Source organism: Kutzneria kofuensis, from assembly GCF_014203355.1.
Taxonomy (GTDB): Bacteria; Actinomycetota; Actinomycetes; order Mycobacteriales; family Pseudonocardiaceae; genus Kutzneria; species Kutzneria kofuensis.
This window is the reverse complement of the sequence record NZ_JACHIR010000001.1, coordinates 2,797,290-2,813,781: the sequence shown is the minus strand read 5'-3', so window position 1 is coordinate 2,813,781 and position 16,492 is coordinate 2,797,290. Positions and strand designations below refer to the sequence as shown.

At 69.9% G+C, this 16,492-nt stretch carries 19 protein-coding genes; 14 read left to right on the top strand and 5 right to left on the bottom strand.

From position 1 onward, the window contains the following. Window positions 1-14 precede the first annotated feature (14 nt). The 3 genes from BJ998_RS12775 to BJ998_RS12765 are packed head-to-tail and all read left to right on the top strand — an operon-like array spanning window position 15 to window position 3,106. The gene (locus tag BJ998_RS12775; protein WP_184861451.1) at window positions 15-1,022 is read left to right on the top strand and encodes an amidohydrolase family protein; all 1,008 of its coding nucleotides are present in this window, start codon (window positions 15-17) and stop codon (window positions 1,020-1,022) included. Then, window positions 1,019-2,308, top strand: a complete 1,290-nt coding sequence (locus BJ998_RS12770; protein WP_184861449.1) for an aromatic ring-hydroxylating oxygenase subunit alpha — start codon at window positions 1,019-1,021, stop codon at window positions 2,306-2,308. The genes BJ998_RS12775 and BJ998_RS12770 overlap by 4 nt, the downstream gene beginning before the upstream one ends. A gap of 9 nt (window positions 2,309-2,317) precedes the next feature. Continuing rightward, window positions 2,318-3,106, top strand: a complete 789-nt coding sequence (locus tag BJ998_RS12765; protein ID WP_246488576.1) for an IclR family transcriptional regulator — start codon at window positions 2,318-2,320, stop codon at window positions 3,104-3,106. Between the two features lie 24 nt (window positions 3,107-3,130). Here BJ998_RS12765 and BJ998_RS12760 read toward each other — a convergent pair whose 3' ends face one another. Beyond that, window positions 3,131-3,955: a 2-keto-4-pentenoate hydratase gene (locus tag BJ998_RS12760; protein WP_184861447.1), complete on the bottom strand. Its 825-nt coding sequence runs from the start codon at window positions 3,953-3,955 to the stop codon at window positions 3,131-3,133. A 128-nt stretch (window positions 3,956-4,083) separates the two neighbouring features. Between BJ998_RS12760 and BJ998_RS12755 the strand changes: the two genes are divergently transcribed. The 4 genes from BJ998_RS12755 to BJ998_RS12740 are packed head-to-tail and all read left to right on the top strand — an operon-like array spanning window position 4,084 to window position 8,051. Then, the gene (locus tag BJ998_RS12755; protein WP_184861445.1) at window positions 4,084-5,157 is read left to right on the top strand and encodes a DODA-type extradiol aromatic ring-opening family dioxygenase; all 1,074 of its coding nucleotides are present in this window, start codon (window positions 4,084-4,086) and stop codon (window positions 5,155-5,157) included. After that, a complete protein-coding gene (locus BJ998_RS12750) occupies window positions 5,154-6,158 on the top strand; it encodes an NAD(P)/FAD-dependent oxidoreductase (RefSeq protein WP_184861443.1) in 1,005 nt (334 codons plus the stop codon). The genes BJ998_RS12755 and BJ998_RS12750 overlap by 4 nt, the downstream gene beginning before the upstream one ends. A 16-nt stretch (window positions 6,159-6,174) precedes the next feature. Next, on the top strand, window positions 6,175-6,516 hold the full coding sequence (fdxA, locus tag BJ998_RS12745) for a ferredoxin (RefSeq protein WP_184861441.1): 342 nt from the start codon (window positions 6,175-6,177) through the stop codon (window positions 6,514-6,516). 14 nt (window positions 6,517-6,530) lie between these two features. After that, window positions 6,531-8,051 carry an aldehyde dehydrogenase (NADP(+)) gene (locus BJ998_RS12740; RefSeq protein ID WP_312890077.1) on the top strand — a complete coding sequence of 507 codons (1,521 nt, stop codon included), beginning with the start codon at window positions 6,531-6,533 and terminating at the stop codon, window positions 8,049-8,051. A gap of 24 nt (window positions 8,052-8,075) precedes the next feature. On the opposite strand, the gene BJ998_RS12735 is transcribed toward BJ998_RS12740, so the two are convergent. Continuing rightward, entirely contained in the window at window positions 8,076-8,660 is a 585-nt protein-coding gene (locus BJ998_RS12735; RefSeq protein WP_184861439.1) for a TetR/AcrR family transcriptional regulator, read from the bottom strand. Window positions 8,661-8,835: 175 nt separating this feature from the next. On the opposite strand from BJ998_RS12735, the gene BJ998_RS12730 reads away from it, so the two are divergent. Continuing rightward, window positions 8,836-9,633 (top strand): alpha/beta hydrolase, encoded by a 798-nt coding sequence (locus BJ998_RS12730; RefSeq protein ID WP_184861437.1) that lies wholly within the window; start codon window positions 8,836-8,838, stop codon window positions 9,631-9,633. Window positions 9,634-9,677: 44 nt separating this feature from the next. Next, window positions 9,678-10,511: an alpha/beta fold hydrolase gene (locus BJ998_RS12725; RefSeq protein ID WP_184861435.1), complete on the top strand. Its 834-nt coding sequence runs from the start codon at window positions 9,678-9,680 to the stop codon at window positions 10,509-10,511. A gap of 37 nt (window positions 10,512-10,548) precedes the next feature. Here the strand turns inward: BJ998_RS12725 and BJ998_RS12720 are convergent, their stop codons facing one another. Further along, the gene (locus tag BJ998_RS12720; protein ID WP_184861433.1) at window positions 10,549-10,974 is read right to left on the bottom strand and encodes a hypothetical protein; all 426 of its coding nucleotides are present in this window, start codon (window positions 10,972-10,974) and stop codon (window positions 10,549-10,551) included. Between the two features lie 3 nt (window positions 10,975-10,977). On the opposite strand from BJ998_RS12720, the gene BJ998_RS12715 reads away from it, so the two are divergent. Beyond that, complete coding sequence (locus BJ998_RS12715; protein WP_312890076.1) at window positions 10,978-11,160, top strand: GMC oxidoreductase; 183 nt, start codon at window positions 10,978-10,980, stop codon at window positions 11,158-11,160. Window positions 11,161-11,593: 433 nt separating this feature from the next. On the opposite strand, the gene BJ998_RS12710 is transcribed toward BJ998_RS12715, so the two are convergent. Both BJ998_RS12710 and BJ998_RS12705 read right to left on the bottom strand, forming a co-directional pair. Beyond that, a complete protein-coding gene (locus tag BJ998_RS12710) occupies window positions 11,594-11,797 on the bottom strand; it encodes a hypothetical protein (protein ID WP_184861431.1) in 204 nt (67 codons plus the stop codon). A gap of 293 nt (window positions 11,798-12,090) precedes the next feature. Then, on the bottom strand, window positions 12,091-12,564 hold the full coding sequence (locus tag BJ998_RS12705) for a nitroreductase family deazaflavin-dependent oxidoreductase (protein ID WP_184861429.1): 474 nt from the start codon (window positions 12,562-12,564) through the stop codon (window positions 12,091-12,093). 879 nt (window positions 12,565-13,443) lie between these two features. On the opposite strand from BJ998_RS12705, the gene BJ998_RS12700 reads away from it, so the two are divergent. From BJ998_RS12700 to BJ998_RS12685, 4 genes are all read left to right on the top strand, one after another. After that, entirely contained in the window at window positions 13,444-13,851 is a 408-nt protein-coding gene (locus BJ998_RS12700; RefSeq protein WP_184861427.1) for a helix-turn-helix domain-containing protein, read from the top strand. Further along, window positions 13,848-14,666 (top strand): alpha/beta fold hydrolase, encoded by an 819-nt coding sequence (locus BJ998_RS12695; protein WP_184861425.1) that lies wholly within the window; start codon window positions 13,848-13,850, stop codon window positions 14,664-14,666. The genes BJ998_RS12700 and BJ998_RS12695 overlap by 4 nt, the downstream gene beginning before the upstream one ends. A gap of 4 nt (window positions 14,667-14,670) precedes the next feature. Further along, window positions 14,671-15,222, top strand: a complete 552-nt coding sequence (locus BJ998_RS12690; RefSeq protein ID WP_312890075.1) for a hypothetical protein — start codon at window positions 14,671-14,673, stop codon at window positions 15,220-15,222. A 65-nt stretch (window positions 15,223-15,287) separates the two neighbouring features. Then, the gene (locus tag BJ998_RS12685; protein WP_246488575.1) at window positions 15,288-16,328 is read left to right on the top strand and encodes an MAB_1171c family putative transporter; all 1,041 of its coding nucleotides are present in this window, start codon (window positions 15,288-15,290) and stop codon (window positions 16,326-16,328) included. Window positions 16,329-16,492 lie beyond the last annotated feature (164 nt).

Sequence of the window (16,492 nt, the reverse complement as noted above, 5' to 3'; positions counted from 1 at the left end):
GGGAAGGCAGCGTCGTGCTCGATCTGCACACGCACGTGGTTCCCGCCGCGACACCGTTCCTGGCGGAGCTCTCCACGTCCGACTCCCGCTGGGCGCGGCTCCATCGGGGGCCGGAGACCGGTGACGTGGTGGTCGCGGGCAAGGTGTTTCGCACCATACGGCGAGTGGCGTGGGATCTCGACCACCGCAGAGAGACGGCACTCGCGGCCGGGTGCGCAGGGCAGCTGCTGTCGGCCATGCCCGAGCTGCTGGCCCCGTGGGCGCCGCCCGGGCAGGGACTCGCGTTCGCCCGCGCGTTCAACGACTGGCTCGCGTCCGAGCTGCCGAGCCACGGCGGCTTCTTCACGGGGCTCGGTGTCGTCCCGCTGGCCGATCCCGACGCGGCCGCCGCGCTGCTCGGGGAGATCGCCGACGCGGGACTGTCCGGTGTGGAGCTACCGGCCACCCCGCCGATCGCGCCGCTGCACACACCCGCCTGGTCCGGTTTCCTGGACGAAGCCGAGCGCCTCGGGCTGCTGCTGTTCGTGCACGCCGTCGGCGGCCCGGCGGCGGCGCACTATCCGCATCCCATGGCCGCCAACGGTGTCCTGTTCCCCCTCAGCACCGGAGCAGCCGTCGGCGGACTGATCACGACCGGCGCGCTGGCCAGGCGCCCCGGGCTCCGGGTGCTCGCCAGCCACGGGGGCGGCTCGCTGATCACGGAGCTGCCCCGGATCGACTTCCTGCGGGAGACCACGCCGGAGTTGCGCGAGCTGATGCCGGAACCGGCCACAGCCTCCGCGCGCCGACTCTGGTACGACCCCCTGCTGTTCGACACCGGACTGCTCAGGCATCTGGTGGCCACCGTCGGCGCGGACCGGGTCGTGCTCGGCACGGACTACCCCTTCATGCCGGTCGATCCCGTCGCGTTCCTCGCCGATCCGACCCTGCCCGACGGACTGGCGGACGCGGTCCGCCGCACCAACCCCGCGGCGCTGCTCGCGGCGCTCGGCCGGACACTCAAAGGAGCTGAACCACGATGACTGCCGAACTCGCCGCACCGGCGACGCGTGAAACCCACCATGGCCGCCTGGTGGACGACCGGCCCGCCGACGGCTTCTTCCGGGTCAACCGGGCCGCGCTGGTCTCCGACACCGTCCTCGCCGAGGAACAGAAGGCCATCTTCGACCGGTGCTGGCTCTACGTGGGGCATGTCTCCGAGGTGCCGGCCCCGGGGGACTTCCGGGCCCGGACGGTCGCCGGCCGGCCGCTGGTCATGTGGCGGGGCAGCGACGGCGAGGTGCGGGTCTTCCTCAACGCCTGCCGACACCGTGGCGCGCAGCTGTGCCGAGTCCCCGAGGGCAACGCCCGGGGGATGTCCTGCTTCTACCACGCGTGGACGTATTCCAACGAGGGCACGCTGACCGGCCTGCCCGACGCCGAGGGCTACGGGGAGGGCTTCGACCGGTCCCGGTTCGGCCTGAACACGCCACCCCGGGTCGGTGAGCACCGCGGCTTCGTGTTCTGCTGCTTCGACCCCGACGCGGTGTCCCTGACCGACTATCTCGGTCGGGCCGGTGAGTATCTCGACCTCGTCGCCGACCAGTCGCCGGAGATGGAGGTGGTCGACGGGGTCCACGAGTACTCGATGGAAGCGAACTGGAAGCTGTTCGTGGAGAACAGCCTCGACGGCTACCACCTCATCCCGTTGCACCGGACCTACTTCGACTACCTGAAGTCCACAGAGGACTCCTACCTCGACCCCCGCAAGGCGACCGAGGCGCTGGACCTGGGCAACGGACACGCGGTCATCACCGTGGAGGGACCGTGGGCCCGCCCGGTCGCCCGGTGGACGCCGGCGCTGGGCGAGGAGAACCGCGACTACGTCGCCGCGCGGCGAGCCGACCTGGAGGAGCGGTTCGGCGTCGAGCGCGCCCGGCGCATCGCCACGACGGACCGAAACCTCCTCATCTTTCCCAACCTGATCATCAACGACATCATGGGCGTGGTGGTCCGCACGATCACGCCGACCGCGGCCGGGCGCACCGTCATCGCGCAGTGGACACTGGCCACGAAGGGCGAGCCGGACTCGGTGCGCGCCCGGCGGCTGGACTCGTACGTGACGTTCCAGGGCCCGGGCGGGCTTGCCACCCCGGACGACATGGAGGCCTGCGAGTCGTGCCAGCTGGGCCTGGCCGCCGCCGCGGAGTCGCCGTGGTCGGACATCTCCCGCGGCATCCAGAAGGAGGCGGCGGGCGGCCCGTTCGTGGCGTCGGACGAGGTGCAGCAGCGAGCCTTCTGGAGGCGCTGGCGGGACCTGCTCGGATAGCCTCCCACGATGCGTATCAGTGCTGAGGAGACGGCGGAGCACCGGTCGGTCGGCGACCGGATGCTCCTCATCCTCGACACCGTCGCGGCCGCACCCGGGGAACTGGGCCTCAGCGAACTCGCCCGCCAGACCGGGCTGAAAAAGGCCACCGTCCACCGGCTCGCCGCCGACCTGGTCGCCCACCGCATGCTGGAACGCGGCGGGTACGGCTACCGGCTCGGACTGCACCTGTTCGAGCTCGGCCAGCAGGTCCCGGCCTCGCGGCGGCTGCGAGCGACCGCGCTGCCCTTCATGGCCGACCTGCTGGCCGCGACCGGTGAGGTGGTGCAGCTCGGCGTCCTGGACGGGACCGAGATCGTCTACGTGGAGAAGCTCACCGGACGGCACAGCGTCCCGGTGCCGTCCTCGGTGGGCTCGCGGCTGCCCGTCTACTGCACCGGGCTGGGCAAGGCCATCCTCGCCTTCGAGGACGAGTCGGCGATCGAACTGGTGCTCGCCGCGCCGATGCCGGCCCGCACCAGCACGACCATCACCGACGGCAAGCGGTTGCTGCGTGAGCTGGAGACCATCCGGGACAGCGGCGTGGCCTACGACCGCGAGGAAGGCACCAAGGGAATCGCCTGCGTCGCGGCGCCGATCATCGTCGAGAGCTACGTCGGCCGTGGCGGGCATCGCGCCGTGGCGGGACTGTCGGTGACGGGCCCCGCCCAGCGCCTGCATCCCGAGCGTCTGGCGGCGGCGGTGCGGACCGCCGCGCTGAGCATCAGCCGCCTGCTCGGCCCGCCGTCGCTACGTTGATCTCCAGCGCCGCCCGCGGCCGGCTCAAGCCGCCGGAGCCGAGGCGTCGGTGGCATGAGCCGGCCCACGGACCGAGACCGTCACATCGCGCCCGAAGCGAGCCGAGACGGTCGCGCCGGGCCGCAGCGGTGTGGCGGCGGTCAGACCACCGGTGATCACGAGTTCGCCCTTGCGCAGGAACTGCCCGCGCGCGGCGAGGGCATCCACCAGCCAGGCCAGGCTGTTGAGCGGATGCCCGCCGGCGGCAGCCGACGTGGCGGTGGCCAGGGTGGTGTCGTCCGCGAACAGCTCGACCGTGACCCGGTGGCAGTCGAGGGGAGACACGTCGAGCGGTGGGCCGAGGACCACGCCCGCGGCGGACGAGCCGTCGGCGGTGTTCTGCTCGGCGGTGAACCGATAGCCGTGCCACACCGAGTCGACGACCTCCAAGCATGCGTGGACGGTCTCGACGGCGTCGGCGAGCTCGGGCAGCAGCCAACCGGTCCCGGTCACGTCGTGGGCGAGGACGACGCCGATCTCCGGCTCCACCCGTGGCTGCAGAAAGTTCTCCGCCACGGCTGCGTCGCGTAGCACCATGTCGTCGAGCAGCGGTCCGTAGTTGGGGGAGCGGACGCCCATCTGCTGACGCATCACCGCCGAGGTGTAGCCGAGCTTGTAGCCGACGTGGCAGCGTTCCTCCGCCAGCCGCAGCTTCGTCAGTCGCTCCTGGACGGTGTACGCGTCTTCCATGGACAACGCCGTGCCTGTCCTGTCGGCGTCGAGCAGCCTGCGCTCGCCGCGGGCCCGGTGCAGCTCGTTGGCGAGCTGGTCCGCCGCATCCCCGTCTGGATTGTGCTTGCTGTGCCTCACGGTTTCATCCTGACGCGCCCTCAGCGCCCCGGCGGGGCACCGGTTCACTGGGCGGTCCACGTGATGGCCGCCCCGCCGCGTCCTTCCGAGACTCGAACCGTCACCACTCGACGACGAGGAGATCAGTGATGGGTGAGGTGCTGGGACTCGGAGTTACGCACTATCCGCCCCTGAGCGGCACCGACGACAACCTGACCAGGGTCTTCCGCGGCGCCCTGGCCGATCCCAAGCTGCCGGCCGAGCTGCGCGACCCGGCTTCGTGGCCCGAGCGCGCACGCCGGGAATGGGGCGACGACGAGGGCATAGCGGCCGGCAAGGCGCACCGGGAGCAGTTGCGCGAGGGGTTCCGTCGCACCCGGGAGGCGCTCGACGAGTTCCAGCCCGATGTCGTGCTGATCTGGGGCGACGACCAGTACGAGAACTTCCGCGAGGACATCGTCCCGCCCTACGCCGTGCTGGCCTACGAGGACACGGTCGTGCACCCGTGGCGGCATGCGGGCGAGTCGTCCAACATGAAGGGCAAGCCGAACATCTGGGGTGAGGGCGAGGACACCGAGCGCACGATCCGCGGGCACCGGCCGTTCGCCCTGCACCTGACCGAGCGACTGCTCGGCCGTGGCATCGACACGCCCTACGCCTACCGGCCGCTGCACCACCCCGGCTTCGCGCACGCCTTCCTGAACACCGTGCTGTACCTGGACTACGACCGCCGCGGATTCGACTACCCGGTCGTCGCGTTCCCGATCAACTGCTACGGCCGCAAGGTGATCAGCTTCCAGGGCAACATCAGCCCCTTGGGCGTGGAACGCGAGCTGGATCCGCCGTCTCCGACACCCGCTCGGATCATGGACGTCGGCGCCGCCGTCGCCCGGATCTGCGCGGAAAGCCCCTACCGGGTCGCCCTGGTCGCGAGCTCCAGCTGGTCGCACAGCTTCCTGGTCGACTCCACCTTCCGGCTCTTCCCCGACTCCGCGGCCGACAAGCGGATGTACGAGGCGCTGGTGGCCGGCGACCACTCCGTGTGGGAGAACACGACCCTCGAGGACGCGGAGAAGGCCGGCCAGCAGGAGCTGTTGAACTGGTGGGCGCTGGTCGGAGCCATGCGCGAGCTGGGCCGCACCCCGAGCTGGACGAGCTTCGCCGCGTCGAACATCTTCGTGTCCAACAAGGTCTTCGCGATCTACGACGAGGAATCCCGATGAGGCGCTTCGACCTCGCGGTGATCGGCGCCGGACCGGCCGGCCTCTTCGCCGCGTTCTACGCCGGCATGCGGGGCCTGTCGGTCGCGCTGGTGGACGCCCTGCCCGAGCCGGGCGGGCAGATCGCCGCGCTGTACCCGGAGAAGCTCATCCGCGACGTGGCCGGCTTCGGCGCGATCCGCGGCCGGGAGCTGGTGCGAGAACTGCTCGCGCAGGCACGTCCGTTCGCGCCCGGGATGTTCCTCGGTCGACAGGCCACACAGCTCGACGACCTGGTGGGCGGCCGGTTCCGGCTGGGACTCGCGGATGGCACGGACCTCGACGCGGGCGCGGTGGTGGTGACCGGCGGCATCGGCACCTTCACGCCACGAAAGCTGCCCTGTGGCGACGCTTTCCAGGGCCGCGGGCTGAGCTACTTCGTCCGGGATCCTTCGGAACTGGCCGGAAAGCGGATCCTGGTGGTGGGAGGTGGTGACTCCGCGTTCGACTGGGCCGACGCGTTGCAGGACAACGCGGAGGTGACGCTGGTCCACCGCCGCGGGAGCTTCCGGGCGCACCAGCACACGGTGGACCGGGTGCTGTCCGGCGCCGCCTCGGTGCGGATCAACACCGAGGTCGAGCATCTCGACGGCGACGCACGTGTCCGTCGCGCGGTGCTCCGGGACACCGTCTCCAACGTCCGCACCGAACTCGACTGCGACCATGTCGTCGCCGCCCTCGGCTTCGTCGCCAGCCCGGGACCGCTGCTGCGGTGGGGACTGGAGGTGCGGGACCACAAGATCGTGGTCGACCAGGCGATGCGCACGACCCGCCCCGGCGTTTTCGCCGCCGGCGACGTGTGCACCCACGACGGTCGGGTCCCGCTCATCGCGGTCGGATTCGGCGAGGCGGCGACCGCGGTCAACCACGCGGCGACCTGGTTGGACCCCGGCGCTTCCCTCTTCCCAGGGCACTCGACCGACGGAGTGCCCGCCGCCATCGAGCCGGCCGCAAGCTCGGCCTGACACCGGGAGAACGCTCATGGCCTACGTCATCACCGACGCGTGCGTCGACATCCTCGACCGCTCCTGCACCGAGGAATGCCCGGTCGACTGCATCTACGAGGGCGACCGCAAGATGTACATCAACCCCGTGGAGTGCATCGACTGCGGCGCCTGCGAGCAGGCCTGCCCCACGGCTGCGGCGATTTCCGATCGCACGCTGGCCGGCACCGACGCGGCCTGGAACACCCGGGACAACATCGCCTTCTTCACCGAGCCCCTGCCCGGGCGCGACACCGCGCTCGGCGCCCCCGGCGGCGCCTCACACCTCGGCCCGGTGGGTGTCGACACTCCCGTCATCGCCGCGCTGCCCCGCCGCTGAATCGGAGGACAACCGTGACTGCCATCCACACCTGGACGGCGGCGTACGACCCGCGTACCGGGCGCGAGCTGCCCGGCGGAGAAGCCGCCAGCGACAGCGACGACATCGAGCGGGTCGTCGCCGCTGCCGCAGCGGCGGCCCCGGAACTGGAAGCACTCGGCCGCGCCGGCCGAGCCGACCTGCTCCGCGGCCTCGCCCGTGCGCTGGACGCGCGACGGGACGAGGTCGTGACGCGTGCCGACGGCGAGACCGCACTCGGCCGGAAACGGCTCGCAGGGGAGCTCGACCGCACCGTCTACCAACTCGCCTTCTTCGCCGACGTGATCGAGGAGGGCAGCTACGTCGAGGCGACCATCGACCACACGGGACAGACCCCGATGGGCCTGCGCCCGGACCTGCGGCGCATGCTGGTGCCGCTCGGCCCCGTCGCCGTGTTCGGCGCGAGCAACTTCCCACTCGCCTTTTCCGTGCCCGGCGGTGACACCGCGTCCGCACTCGCCGCCGGGAACCCGGTCGTGGTCAAGGCGCACGGCTCCCATCCGGGAACCTCCAGGCTGGTCTTCGACATCCTGCGCGACGCCGTCTCCGACGCGGGGGCGCCGGACGGCACGATCGGAATCCTGTTCGGCCGGGAGGCGGGGGAGCGCCTCGTCCGGCACCCGGCCGTGCGGGCCGTCGGCTTCACCGGTTCGCTGAGCGGCGGTCGTGCCCTGCTCGACGCGATCAACAGCCGCGAGGACCCCATTCCGTTCTACGGTGAACTGTCCAGTGTGAACGCGCTCGTCGTCACGGAGGACGCGGCGCGTGAACGGGCGGTCGAGATCGGCGCGGGAATCGTCAACTCCGTGACGGGATCGGCCGGCCAGCTGTGCACGAAACCCGGTCTCGTCCTGGTTCCCGCCGGCGAGGGCGGCGATGCCCTGGTGGCGGCGGCCGCGGCGGCGCTCGACAGCGCCGAAGTGGTGCCACTGCTCAACCAACGGATCCAGAAATCCTACGTCGAGGACACCCGGCAGCTCCGCGCCAGGCCGGGAGTGTCCACGGTGGCGGAGGGTGGCCCGGTGCGGGACGGGTTCCGGGTTCCGCCGTTGCTGGTGACCACCGACGCCGAACACGCCCCGGACGCGGCGTTCGCCGAGTACTTCGGGCCAGCCGCCGTGATCGTGCGCTACGCCACGCCCACGGAGCTCACTGCCGTGATCCGGCGGTTGCCGGCTTCGCTCACGGCGTCGGTCCACCTCGGTAAGGCGGAGGTCGCGCCGCCGTGGCTCGACGGGCTCCGACGTACTGCCGGTCGGCTCGTGTTCAACGGCTATCCGACCGGTGTCGCAGTCAGCTGGGCGCAGCACCACGGCGGGCCCTGGCCGGCGACGAACAGTGTGTTCACGTCCGTGGGCGCCACGGCGATCCGCCGTTTCCTGCGCCCCGTCACCTGGCAGGATGCGCCGGCCGAGTTCCTGCCGGAGGAACTCAGGGACGCGCCGGCTCATCCCGTGCCCCGCAGAGTGGACGGCGTCCTCGAATTGGCCACCTAGGGTGTCGGGCCGGCACCGGTTGGGTCAGCGGTGGAACTCGAGTACCGCGCGGCCGGCGTTGTAGAGCGATTGGCCGACGGTCTGCGGGTCGCCGAGATAGCCGGCGACCATCGCGCCGTCGCGCAGCATCACCAGCTGGTCGGCGGCGCTGGAGGCGTCGGTGACGCCGATCTCCTGGAGCATCTCCTCGAGGGTCGCCTTGAACCACCGTCGGTGGGAATCCACGACCTGCCGGACGGGGTGTTCGGCGTCGGCGTACTCGGCGGCGGCGTTGATGAACGGGCATCCCCGGAACCCGGGGGAGCAGCTCTCGGCGCCGATCCCCTCGGCGATGAGGCGGAACACCTCCGAGACGTGGCCCCCGGTGGCCTGCCGGGCCGCCTCGACCGCGCCGCGCTCCCAGGCGGCGCGACGTTCGAGATAAGCCACGATCAGCTCGTCCTTGGTCGGGAAGTGGCGGTAGAAGGTCACCTTGGTGATGCCGACCTTGGCGATGATCTTCTCGGCGCTGATCGCCCGGATGCCCTGTGTGTAGAACAGCTCCGCCGCCGCCTCGATGATCCGCTGACGCATCGGCGGCACGCCGCCCCGGGCCGGAGTGGGCGTCATCGCCTGATCCCTTTCGTGGTCGGGCCGGCCGGCTCGGAGCGCTGCTGTGTCATGTCGTCCACCTTTCCATCCTCTCTCGACCACGGCCCGCGGCGGGGGATTCCCGTGTCCGGGGGAGCGTGCTACGGTCCAGGTAGAGTTACTAGTTAGTCTACCTAAATGGGAGGGTTCGGACATGTCCGCATCGACGCCGGTCGTGTTCATCCACGGCCTGTGGATCCACTCCGACTCGTGGCAGAACTGGGTGGATCTCTACCGACAAGCCGGCTACGACCCGATCGCCCCGGGATGGCCCGGCGACTCCGACACCGTCGCCGCCACCCGCGCCAACGCCGCCGCCCTCGCCGGCCACGGCATCGACGACATCACCGCGAGCTACCTGAAGGTGATCAACGGCCTTGCCGCCAAGCCGATCATCATCGGCCACTCCTTCGGCGGCCTGATCGCCCAGAAACTGCTGGCCGGCGGACACGCCTGCGCCGCGATCGCCATCGACCCCGGCCAGATCAAGGGCGTCAAGCCCGTGCCGTTCGCGCAGATCCGCTCCGGCCTGCCCGTGCTGTCCAAGCCGGGCAACAAGAAGAAGGCGGTCGCGCTCACCGGCAAGCAGTTCCGCTACGGCTTCGGCAACGCCATCCCGCAGGCCGAATCCGACGAGCTGTTCGAACGCTGGGCCATTCCCGGCCCCGGCAAGCCGCTGTTCGAGGCGAGCACCGCCAACTTCAGCACGTCCTCGCCGGCGGCGGTGGACACCAGGAACAACGACCGTGGACCACTGCTGATCATCGGCGGCGGCCAGGACCACACCGTCCCCGAAGTCGTCGCCAAGGCCGCGTACAAGCTCTACGCCGGATCGAGCGCGATCACCGACTACCGGTCGTTTCCCGACCGGGGCCACTCCCTGGTCTTCGACCACGGCTGGCGTGAGGTCGCCGACCACACCCTCGCCTGGCTGCGGCATCTGGGCCTCTGACCCCCCTGCCGTACCCCGCTCCATCACCTAGGAAGGGAAAACCCATGCGTACAGCACGCCCACCGCGCTCGCGCGGAGTCCGATTCGCCCTGGTCGGCGCGGCCATCGCCGTCGCCGCCGGGCTCATCCCCGGCGCGGCCGTGTCCGCCGCCACCAGCCAGGCATACGGCCACGGGCCCAAGCCGACGGTCGTGCTCGTCCACGGCGCGTGGGCCGACGGTTCGAGCTGGAACGGTGTCGTCAGCCGGCTCCAACGCGACGGCTACACCGTCGACGTACCGCCCAACCCGCTGCGCGGCGTGGCCGGCGACTCCGCCTACCTCGCCAGCTACCTCAAGACCGTCCCCGGACCGATCGTCCTGGTCGGACACTCCTACGGCGGCTTCGTCATCACCAACGCCGCCACCGGCAACACCAACGTCAAGGCCCTGGTCTACGTCGACGCCTACATCCCCGCCCAGGGCGACACCCTCAACGGGCTGACCACCCAGTTCCCGGGCAGCCAGGTCACCCCGGACGCGCTCACCTTCGTGCCGTCGGCCGACGGCGTCGTCGACGCCTACATCACGCCGGCGCAGTTCCGGAGCATCCTGGCCAACGACCTGTCGGCCGCGCAGGCCGCCGAGCTCGCCGCCATCCAGCGCCCGATCGCGGCCTCCGCGCTCGGCGAACCGTCCGGCGCGCCGGCCTGGAGCGGCATTCCCAGCTGGGACGTCATCGGAACCGCCGACCACGCCCTGCCCGCCGCGGCGCAGGAATCCATGGCCAAGCGCGCCGGCTCGACCGTGACCGAGATCAACGCCTCCCACCTGTCGATGATCTCCCACCCCGGCACCGTGCAGTACGTCATCGAGGAAGCGGCCCACCACACCTCGTGACCACGCCGCATGGTGTGACCGTCGAAACTCACCGCGGTCAGCCCGTTCTCCCTCCTGCATGGAAGGTTTTGTCATGGCGGCGCGAATACTGTCGATAATCGGTGCTCTCTTCTATATTCTCTGGGCGGCTTTGCATTTTCAGGCCGCGGCCGGTGTTGTCAAGCTGGGAGACACGGTCCCACCGTCGATGATCCAGGGCCGGCTGTTCCAGGTCGATCCTGGCCCAGACCGCGAGCACGCCGAGGGAGCCGGCCAACAACCCGAGGGTCATCGCGAGCGGCCTGCCATTCGCGCCGCCGAGAACCCACAGCAGTGAGCCAAGTCCGACGCTGATGGCCAGTGCGCCGGTCCAGTCCACGGTGCCGGGCGCCCGGACGGTGCTGTCCGGCACGAGGAGGAACACGATCGCGGGAGCGAGATCGGCGAGCAGGACGGGAACGAGGCCACCGGTACGTACTTCCATCCGGTGGGCACCTGCCGACTCGGCTCAGACCCGGGGGCCGTTGCCGACACCGAACTTCGGGTCAACGGTCTCGACGGTCTGCGAGTCGTCGACGCTTCGGTGCTGGCCACGATAGTCTCGGCCAACACCAATGCCACCGTGGTCGCGATCGCGGAACGGGCGGCCGAATTACTGTCGCAGGCTTGAGTCCTCGGGTCGACCACGCCAGCGCCAGCACGATGTACACCGTGGCCAGGGTGATCACCGACCACTCCACACCGACCTGCCCGACCTGAGCCGTCCCGACCGACAAGGACAGGCCGACAGCGGGCGGATGGAATCGAACCCGATGGATGCTCATCGCCATCGCAACAGCCACCCCGGTGGTTGCGGCGACCGGCAGTGCCAGCAGGGCACCGGCCACGGAAAGCGGTACAACCACTGCCGCCGCGACCACATAGGACACAGTGATCCTCCGCCAGTCGCGACCGTAGCGGATCGGATCGCGCAATGCGGTAGCTACGGTCGCCGCGATACTCGGGGTCAGAAACGGCTCCGGGAAACGGAGTTGGAGCACCACAAGAGGGACGAGCAGCAGCGCCGCCCACGCGACGGCCCGGCGGCGCCTGCTGCTCAGCATTCATCTGCTCCGGAGGGAAAGGCGTCCCACCCGGAAGAGCTCGACCGCGGAGTGGTCGAGACGGGGCGCGTCATGGGCACGTTCCGCGAAGCCTTGCGGGTGTTCCGGGTTGACTGGCACGCCGCGGTATACAGCGAAGAGGTTGTCGGCGATTCCGCTCAGCCACAGCCAATGCGTGGCACCGAAGCCCAGGACTTCGGCCATCGTGTCCTCCTTGTCAGATCGCCGTCCCTGCGTGGTCCACTGTGAAGTGTGTTCACGCGGCGTCGGTGCGACAACACAACGGTCCGCCCAGTGGAGTGCGGAGGGATCACGGGATCGGTGCGTGCGCCGGCGACCGGCCTCGACGAGAGGATGGACCGGCTCAACCGGTCCCATGAACGCGGCAGACGGCAGGAAAGTCGTGGCGGAGCGGACTGTTGGGGCAACGACGCCTGTGGCAACGGAGTTCCGTCTGGTCCTTGTAGGGCACCTCAGGTCCAGCTTCCGCTGGAGGTTCAAGGTCGCGAACTAGGGCGTTCCCCGGCATCCGCCGGCCCGGTCGGCGAGGCGGATTCGTGCCCGATGCCACGGTCGATCCGCATGACCGGTATGTGTCGTCCGGCCTTCTGTCGGTACCCCGCGAATCCCGGTTGAGCCGCGATGGCAAGAGAGAAGAGTCGTTCGTACTCGTCGCTGTCGAGGACCTCGGCGGCTTTGGCGGGGAAGGTCTCGGTACCGAGTTCGACCGTGAGTCCAGGATGGACGACCAGGTTGTGATACCAGGCCGGATGCCGACTCGAGCCCGCCGCCGAAGCGATCACGAAGATGCTGTCACCGTCGGTGAAGTAGGCGACCGGGCTGGTGCGCGGCTGCCCGCTTCGAGCGCCCGTGGTGGTGATCAGTGCGAGGTCGACGGTGGCGAAGCGACCACCGACCCGTCCGCCGTTGGCCCGGAACTCCTCAATGACATCCTTGTTGTGCTCCCACATGTGACTGGCAACGTTCGCAGGCCGCGACCGGTTGCCGGGTGTTCCCCCGAGTGATCGGTTTCACCACCGTATCGGCTGTCTGAGCCGAGTGAACACAGGCAGAGTCGTGCGTGCCGAAAACCACGTCCATGTACGCCCGGTTCGCCGGGTTGCGTTACGGACGGCGGTATCTTGCCCCCCGAGGGGATCCTCATCTCGCCGGAGACGGAGACCGAGTTCTTCGCCGGCGAAGAGATCGCCAGCCGGCGACGCGCCTGAAGTTTCATCAACGCGGCTGGGCGTTGACGCCACGGCTTCGACGCGCACGGACCCGTGGAGGGTGTTCGGGTGATCGGCGCTCCCCTCTGGCGCCGATCACCCGAACACCGAGACACCGCCCGGCACACGCCGGTGCGCGGCGTGGCTATGTGCGCGCCAGCGGAACGACATGCTCTGAACGATGTCCATTGTGGATAGCCGATAACGCGGTGGGACATTGACGGATCGGGCCCTCCAGCACCGAGGTGTCCACCAGCGTGGAAAGCAGTCCAAAGAGGACTGTCCTGCTCGGTCCAACCGACACGTCGAGCTCGGGCACGTCCCGCCCGCCGACTATGAGGCACTACACGCGATGACCCACCCAATCGCCACGGCAGCCTGTGTGATTGTGGTGGGGCGGCGGGTTTCACGCCACCGCCCCACCACGCCCCCCGTCCCCCCTGAACGCGCGGCAGGCGGAATGCCCCCTGCCGCCCGAACCGCACCGACACTGGATGGTCGGTGTACAGTAAACTGAACAACGTGACTCAACCGTAGAGTTCCCTGACGAGGTTGTCAACAACTCTTGCCGCCAGGAGGTTGCTGTCCAATATACTTGGCACGAGGGAGGGGAGTGCGGACTTGTCCGACACCGACGGCGCGACTCCGGGAGCCGCGGCATTCGCCGAGAAGCTGCGACTGCTGTTCGACAGCGTCCGCCAACCCGACGGTCGGCCGCACAGCAAGGCCGGGGTGGCCGACGCGCTGGGCGTGTCACGGTCGTACGTGTACATGCTGCTGGCCGGACAGTGCGAGCCCGGTTACTCTCTGGTGGTCAAGCTGGCCCGATTTTTCGAAGTAGACCTGGAGTACTTCGCGGACTCGCCACGCGCGCGGGAGCTGACACGGCAGTACGAATTGTTGGCCAAGCTGGGGGAACAGCAGGTCCACCGCCTGGCGACCCGGGCCAGCGAGCTGTCCCCGGAGCGCCTGCGTAGCGTGCTGGAGTTCATGGATTTCCAGGCCCGACAAGGAGAAGACGACACATGACCGACTCCCAGTCCGGGACGGTACCCGTAGCGGGGGGCTCGTTGTACTACGAGGTCCGGGGGACCGGCTGGAACGTCCTGGTGGTTCAGGGCGGAATCGGCGACGCCAACGCCACCGCTCAGCTGGTCGACCAGCTCGTCGCCGACGGCGCGCGTGTGATCACCTACGACCGACGCGGCCTGGGTCGCTCGGTCGTGGACGACGCGGCGGCCACCACGATCGGCGTTCACTCCGCCGACGCGGCGGCGCTGCTGTCGGCAGTCGCCCCGGAACCGGCCGTCGTGGCGGGCGCCAGCATCGGCGCGGTGATCGCCCTCCAGTTGGCCGTCGACCACCCGGACCTGGTGGCCGCGGTGATCGCTCACGAACCGCCGCTGCCGGACGTGGTGCGCGAGGCGGACCGCGAACGTGAACTCGACCATGTCGCCGAACTCGCCCGCACCGACGTGCGCGCCGCGATCCGCCACATGGCCGGCCTCGCGGGCGAGCAGCCCGAACTCGAGCCCGGCGCCGCGCCGAGCCGACCGCGCGGGGACATCAACGCCACGCTGACCCGGTTCTTCGCCCATGACTTCCCCGCGGTGCGCACCAGCGGTGTCGACGCCGATCGTGTCCGCCCCGTCATCCCGAAGGTTCCCGTCATCCTGACCGGCGGAACCGGCGGCAGCGAACGCTGGGAGTACCGCTGCGCCCGCGCACTCGCCCAGAACCTCGGCGTGGAGTTCGTGGGCATCGACGGCGGCCACGAAGCCCCGGCGACCCACCCGCGCAGCACCGCGGCGGCGATCAGCCGCCTCGCCGCAGCCCGGCGGTGACCGGGTGCGGGCCGACAACACCGGCCGCCGGCACTGGCGGGGCGAGGCGCACCTGCGCCGTGGGGTGAAGCAATTGCTGCGCCAGCTCAACATCGGCGCTCCCCTGGACGTGCGCCTGCTGTGCGAGCGGCTGTCCGAGCACCGGGGCCGACCGATCAAGCTCGTTCCCTACCCGTTGCCGACCCCGGGCGCCTTCGGGCTGTGGATCGGCACGAGCACCGAGGATTTCGTGCTGTACCAGCGCGACACCACCCCGGCGCACCAGGAGCACATCATCCTGCACGAGCTCGGCCACATCATCAGCGACCACGGCGGCGACGAGGACGACGACGATCTGTGGAAGCAGATCTTTCCCGACATCCCCACCGACGTCGTGCTGCGCGCGCTGCGCCGGGAGGGCTACAGCGCCGTCGCCGAACGCGAGGCGGAGATGGTGGCCACCGTCATCAAGGAATGGGCCGTCCTGCTTGACGGGCTCGGCGCCGGGAGCCGGTCAACCTCCGCCGCCGGCCGACGGCTCGGTGGCGCGTTCGACGCCCATGAGGGATGGCTGTAGCGATGGTCGTACTGGGGATCATGTGGTGTGCGGCGGCCGTCGCAGCGGTGTGGAAAGGATCGCAGTTGGCCAGGGTCCCGCGCGACCGTGGCCTGCAGATCGTCACCACGTGCACGGTGCTCGTGCTCGTCGCGCTCACCGCCCAACTGGTGGTCGCGCTGCCGGGCACCCACTTCCCTCAACAGACGCCGGTGCTGGTCGAGTTCATCCTGCTCAACTTCTTCTTCGTGCTGCTGCTGGGTCTACTGCGCACCAGCGGAGCCCGGTTCGGCATCTCCCGCGGTCCCTTCCTCGCCGATCTCGCACTGGCGGTCGCGGCCGGCACCATCCTGGTCGTCGCCTTCGCGGTCACCGATCCGTCGAGCGCCGGGACCAAGTACGGGGACTACACCGAGGCGTCCGGGCCGCCGGGGGTGCTCGTCTTCCACCTGGTGGGCAACCTGTTCATGGCCTACGCCACCGCATGCGGCGCCTACCTCTCGTGGACGGCGGCGCGGCACGCCCTTGCCCACACCCGCAGGGGACTCAGGGTCGCCGCCGTCGGACTGGCCATCGCCTGTCTCGGCAATCATGTGCCCCGCGTGATCGCCATGGCCGGCCGCCTCACCATCGGCGATCCCGTCCTGCCCGCCACCTCGGCCTGGACCTCCACCATGCTCGCGACGGGCGTGGCCCTGTTCTTCCTCGGGGTCGGCTATCCCGGTGCTCGCACCGCGATCGTCAAGATCCGCCTGTGGGCGCAGGCCAAGCGCCGCTACCACGAACTCCGGCCGCTGTGGGAGCTCCTGTACCGCGAGTTCCCCACCATCGCCCTGCTTCCGCACCGCAGCCCGAGGCGTGACTGGTTCACCGTCCGCCGCATGCGCATGCGCTACTACCGGCGGGTCATCGAGTGCCGCGACGGGCTCGTCTGCCTCAGCTCCTACATGTCCGTTTCCGTGCTGCCCTCCCACACGCCGGCAGAACAGGCGGAGTTGGTCCGTGCGGCCATCAGGCGCCGCGCCGATGCCACCGATCCCACCACCACGACTGTCATCGCCCCACCCCGGGAACCGGGCATGGAAGGCGATACTCAAGCCATCATCGCGCTCTCCCGCGCGCTGTGAACGCATGCTGGTCCTGAGCCAGCGGCGCATCTGCACGCCATCCTCACCGAGTACGTCCAGCACCACGACGGCCGACGGCCGCATGTGCGCCGAACTCGCATTGGTGGTTTCAGGCGCTGACGGGGCCAGGCCGGCATTGTCGAGGCAGGAACCGCCACCAGGTC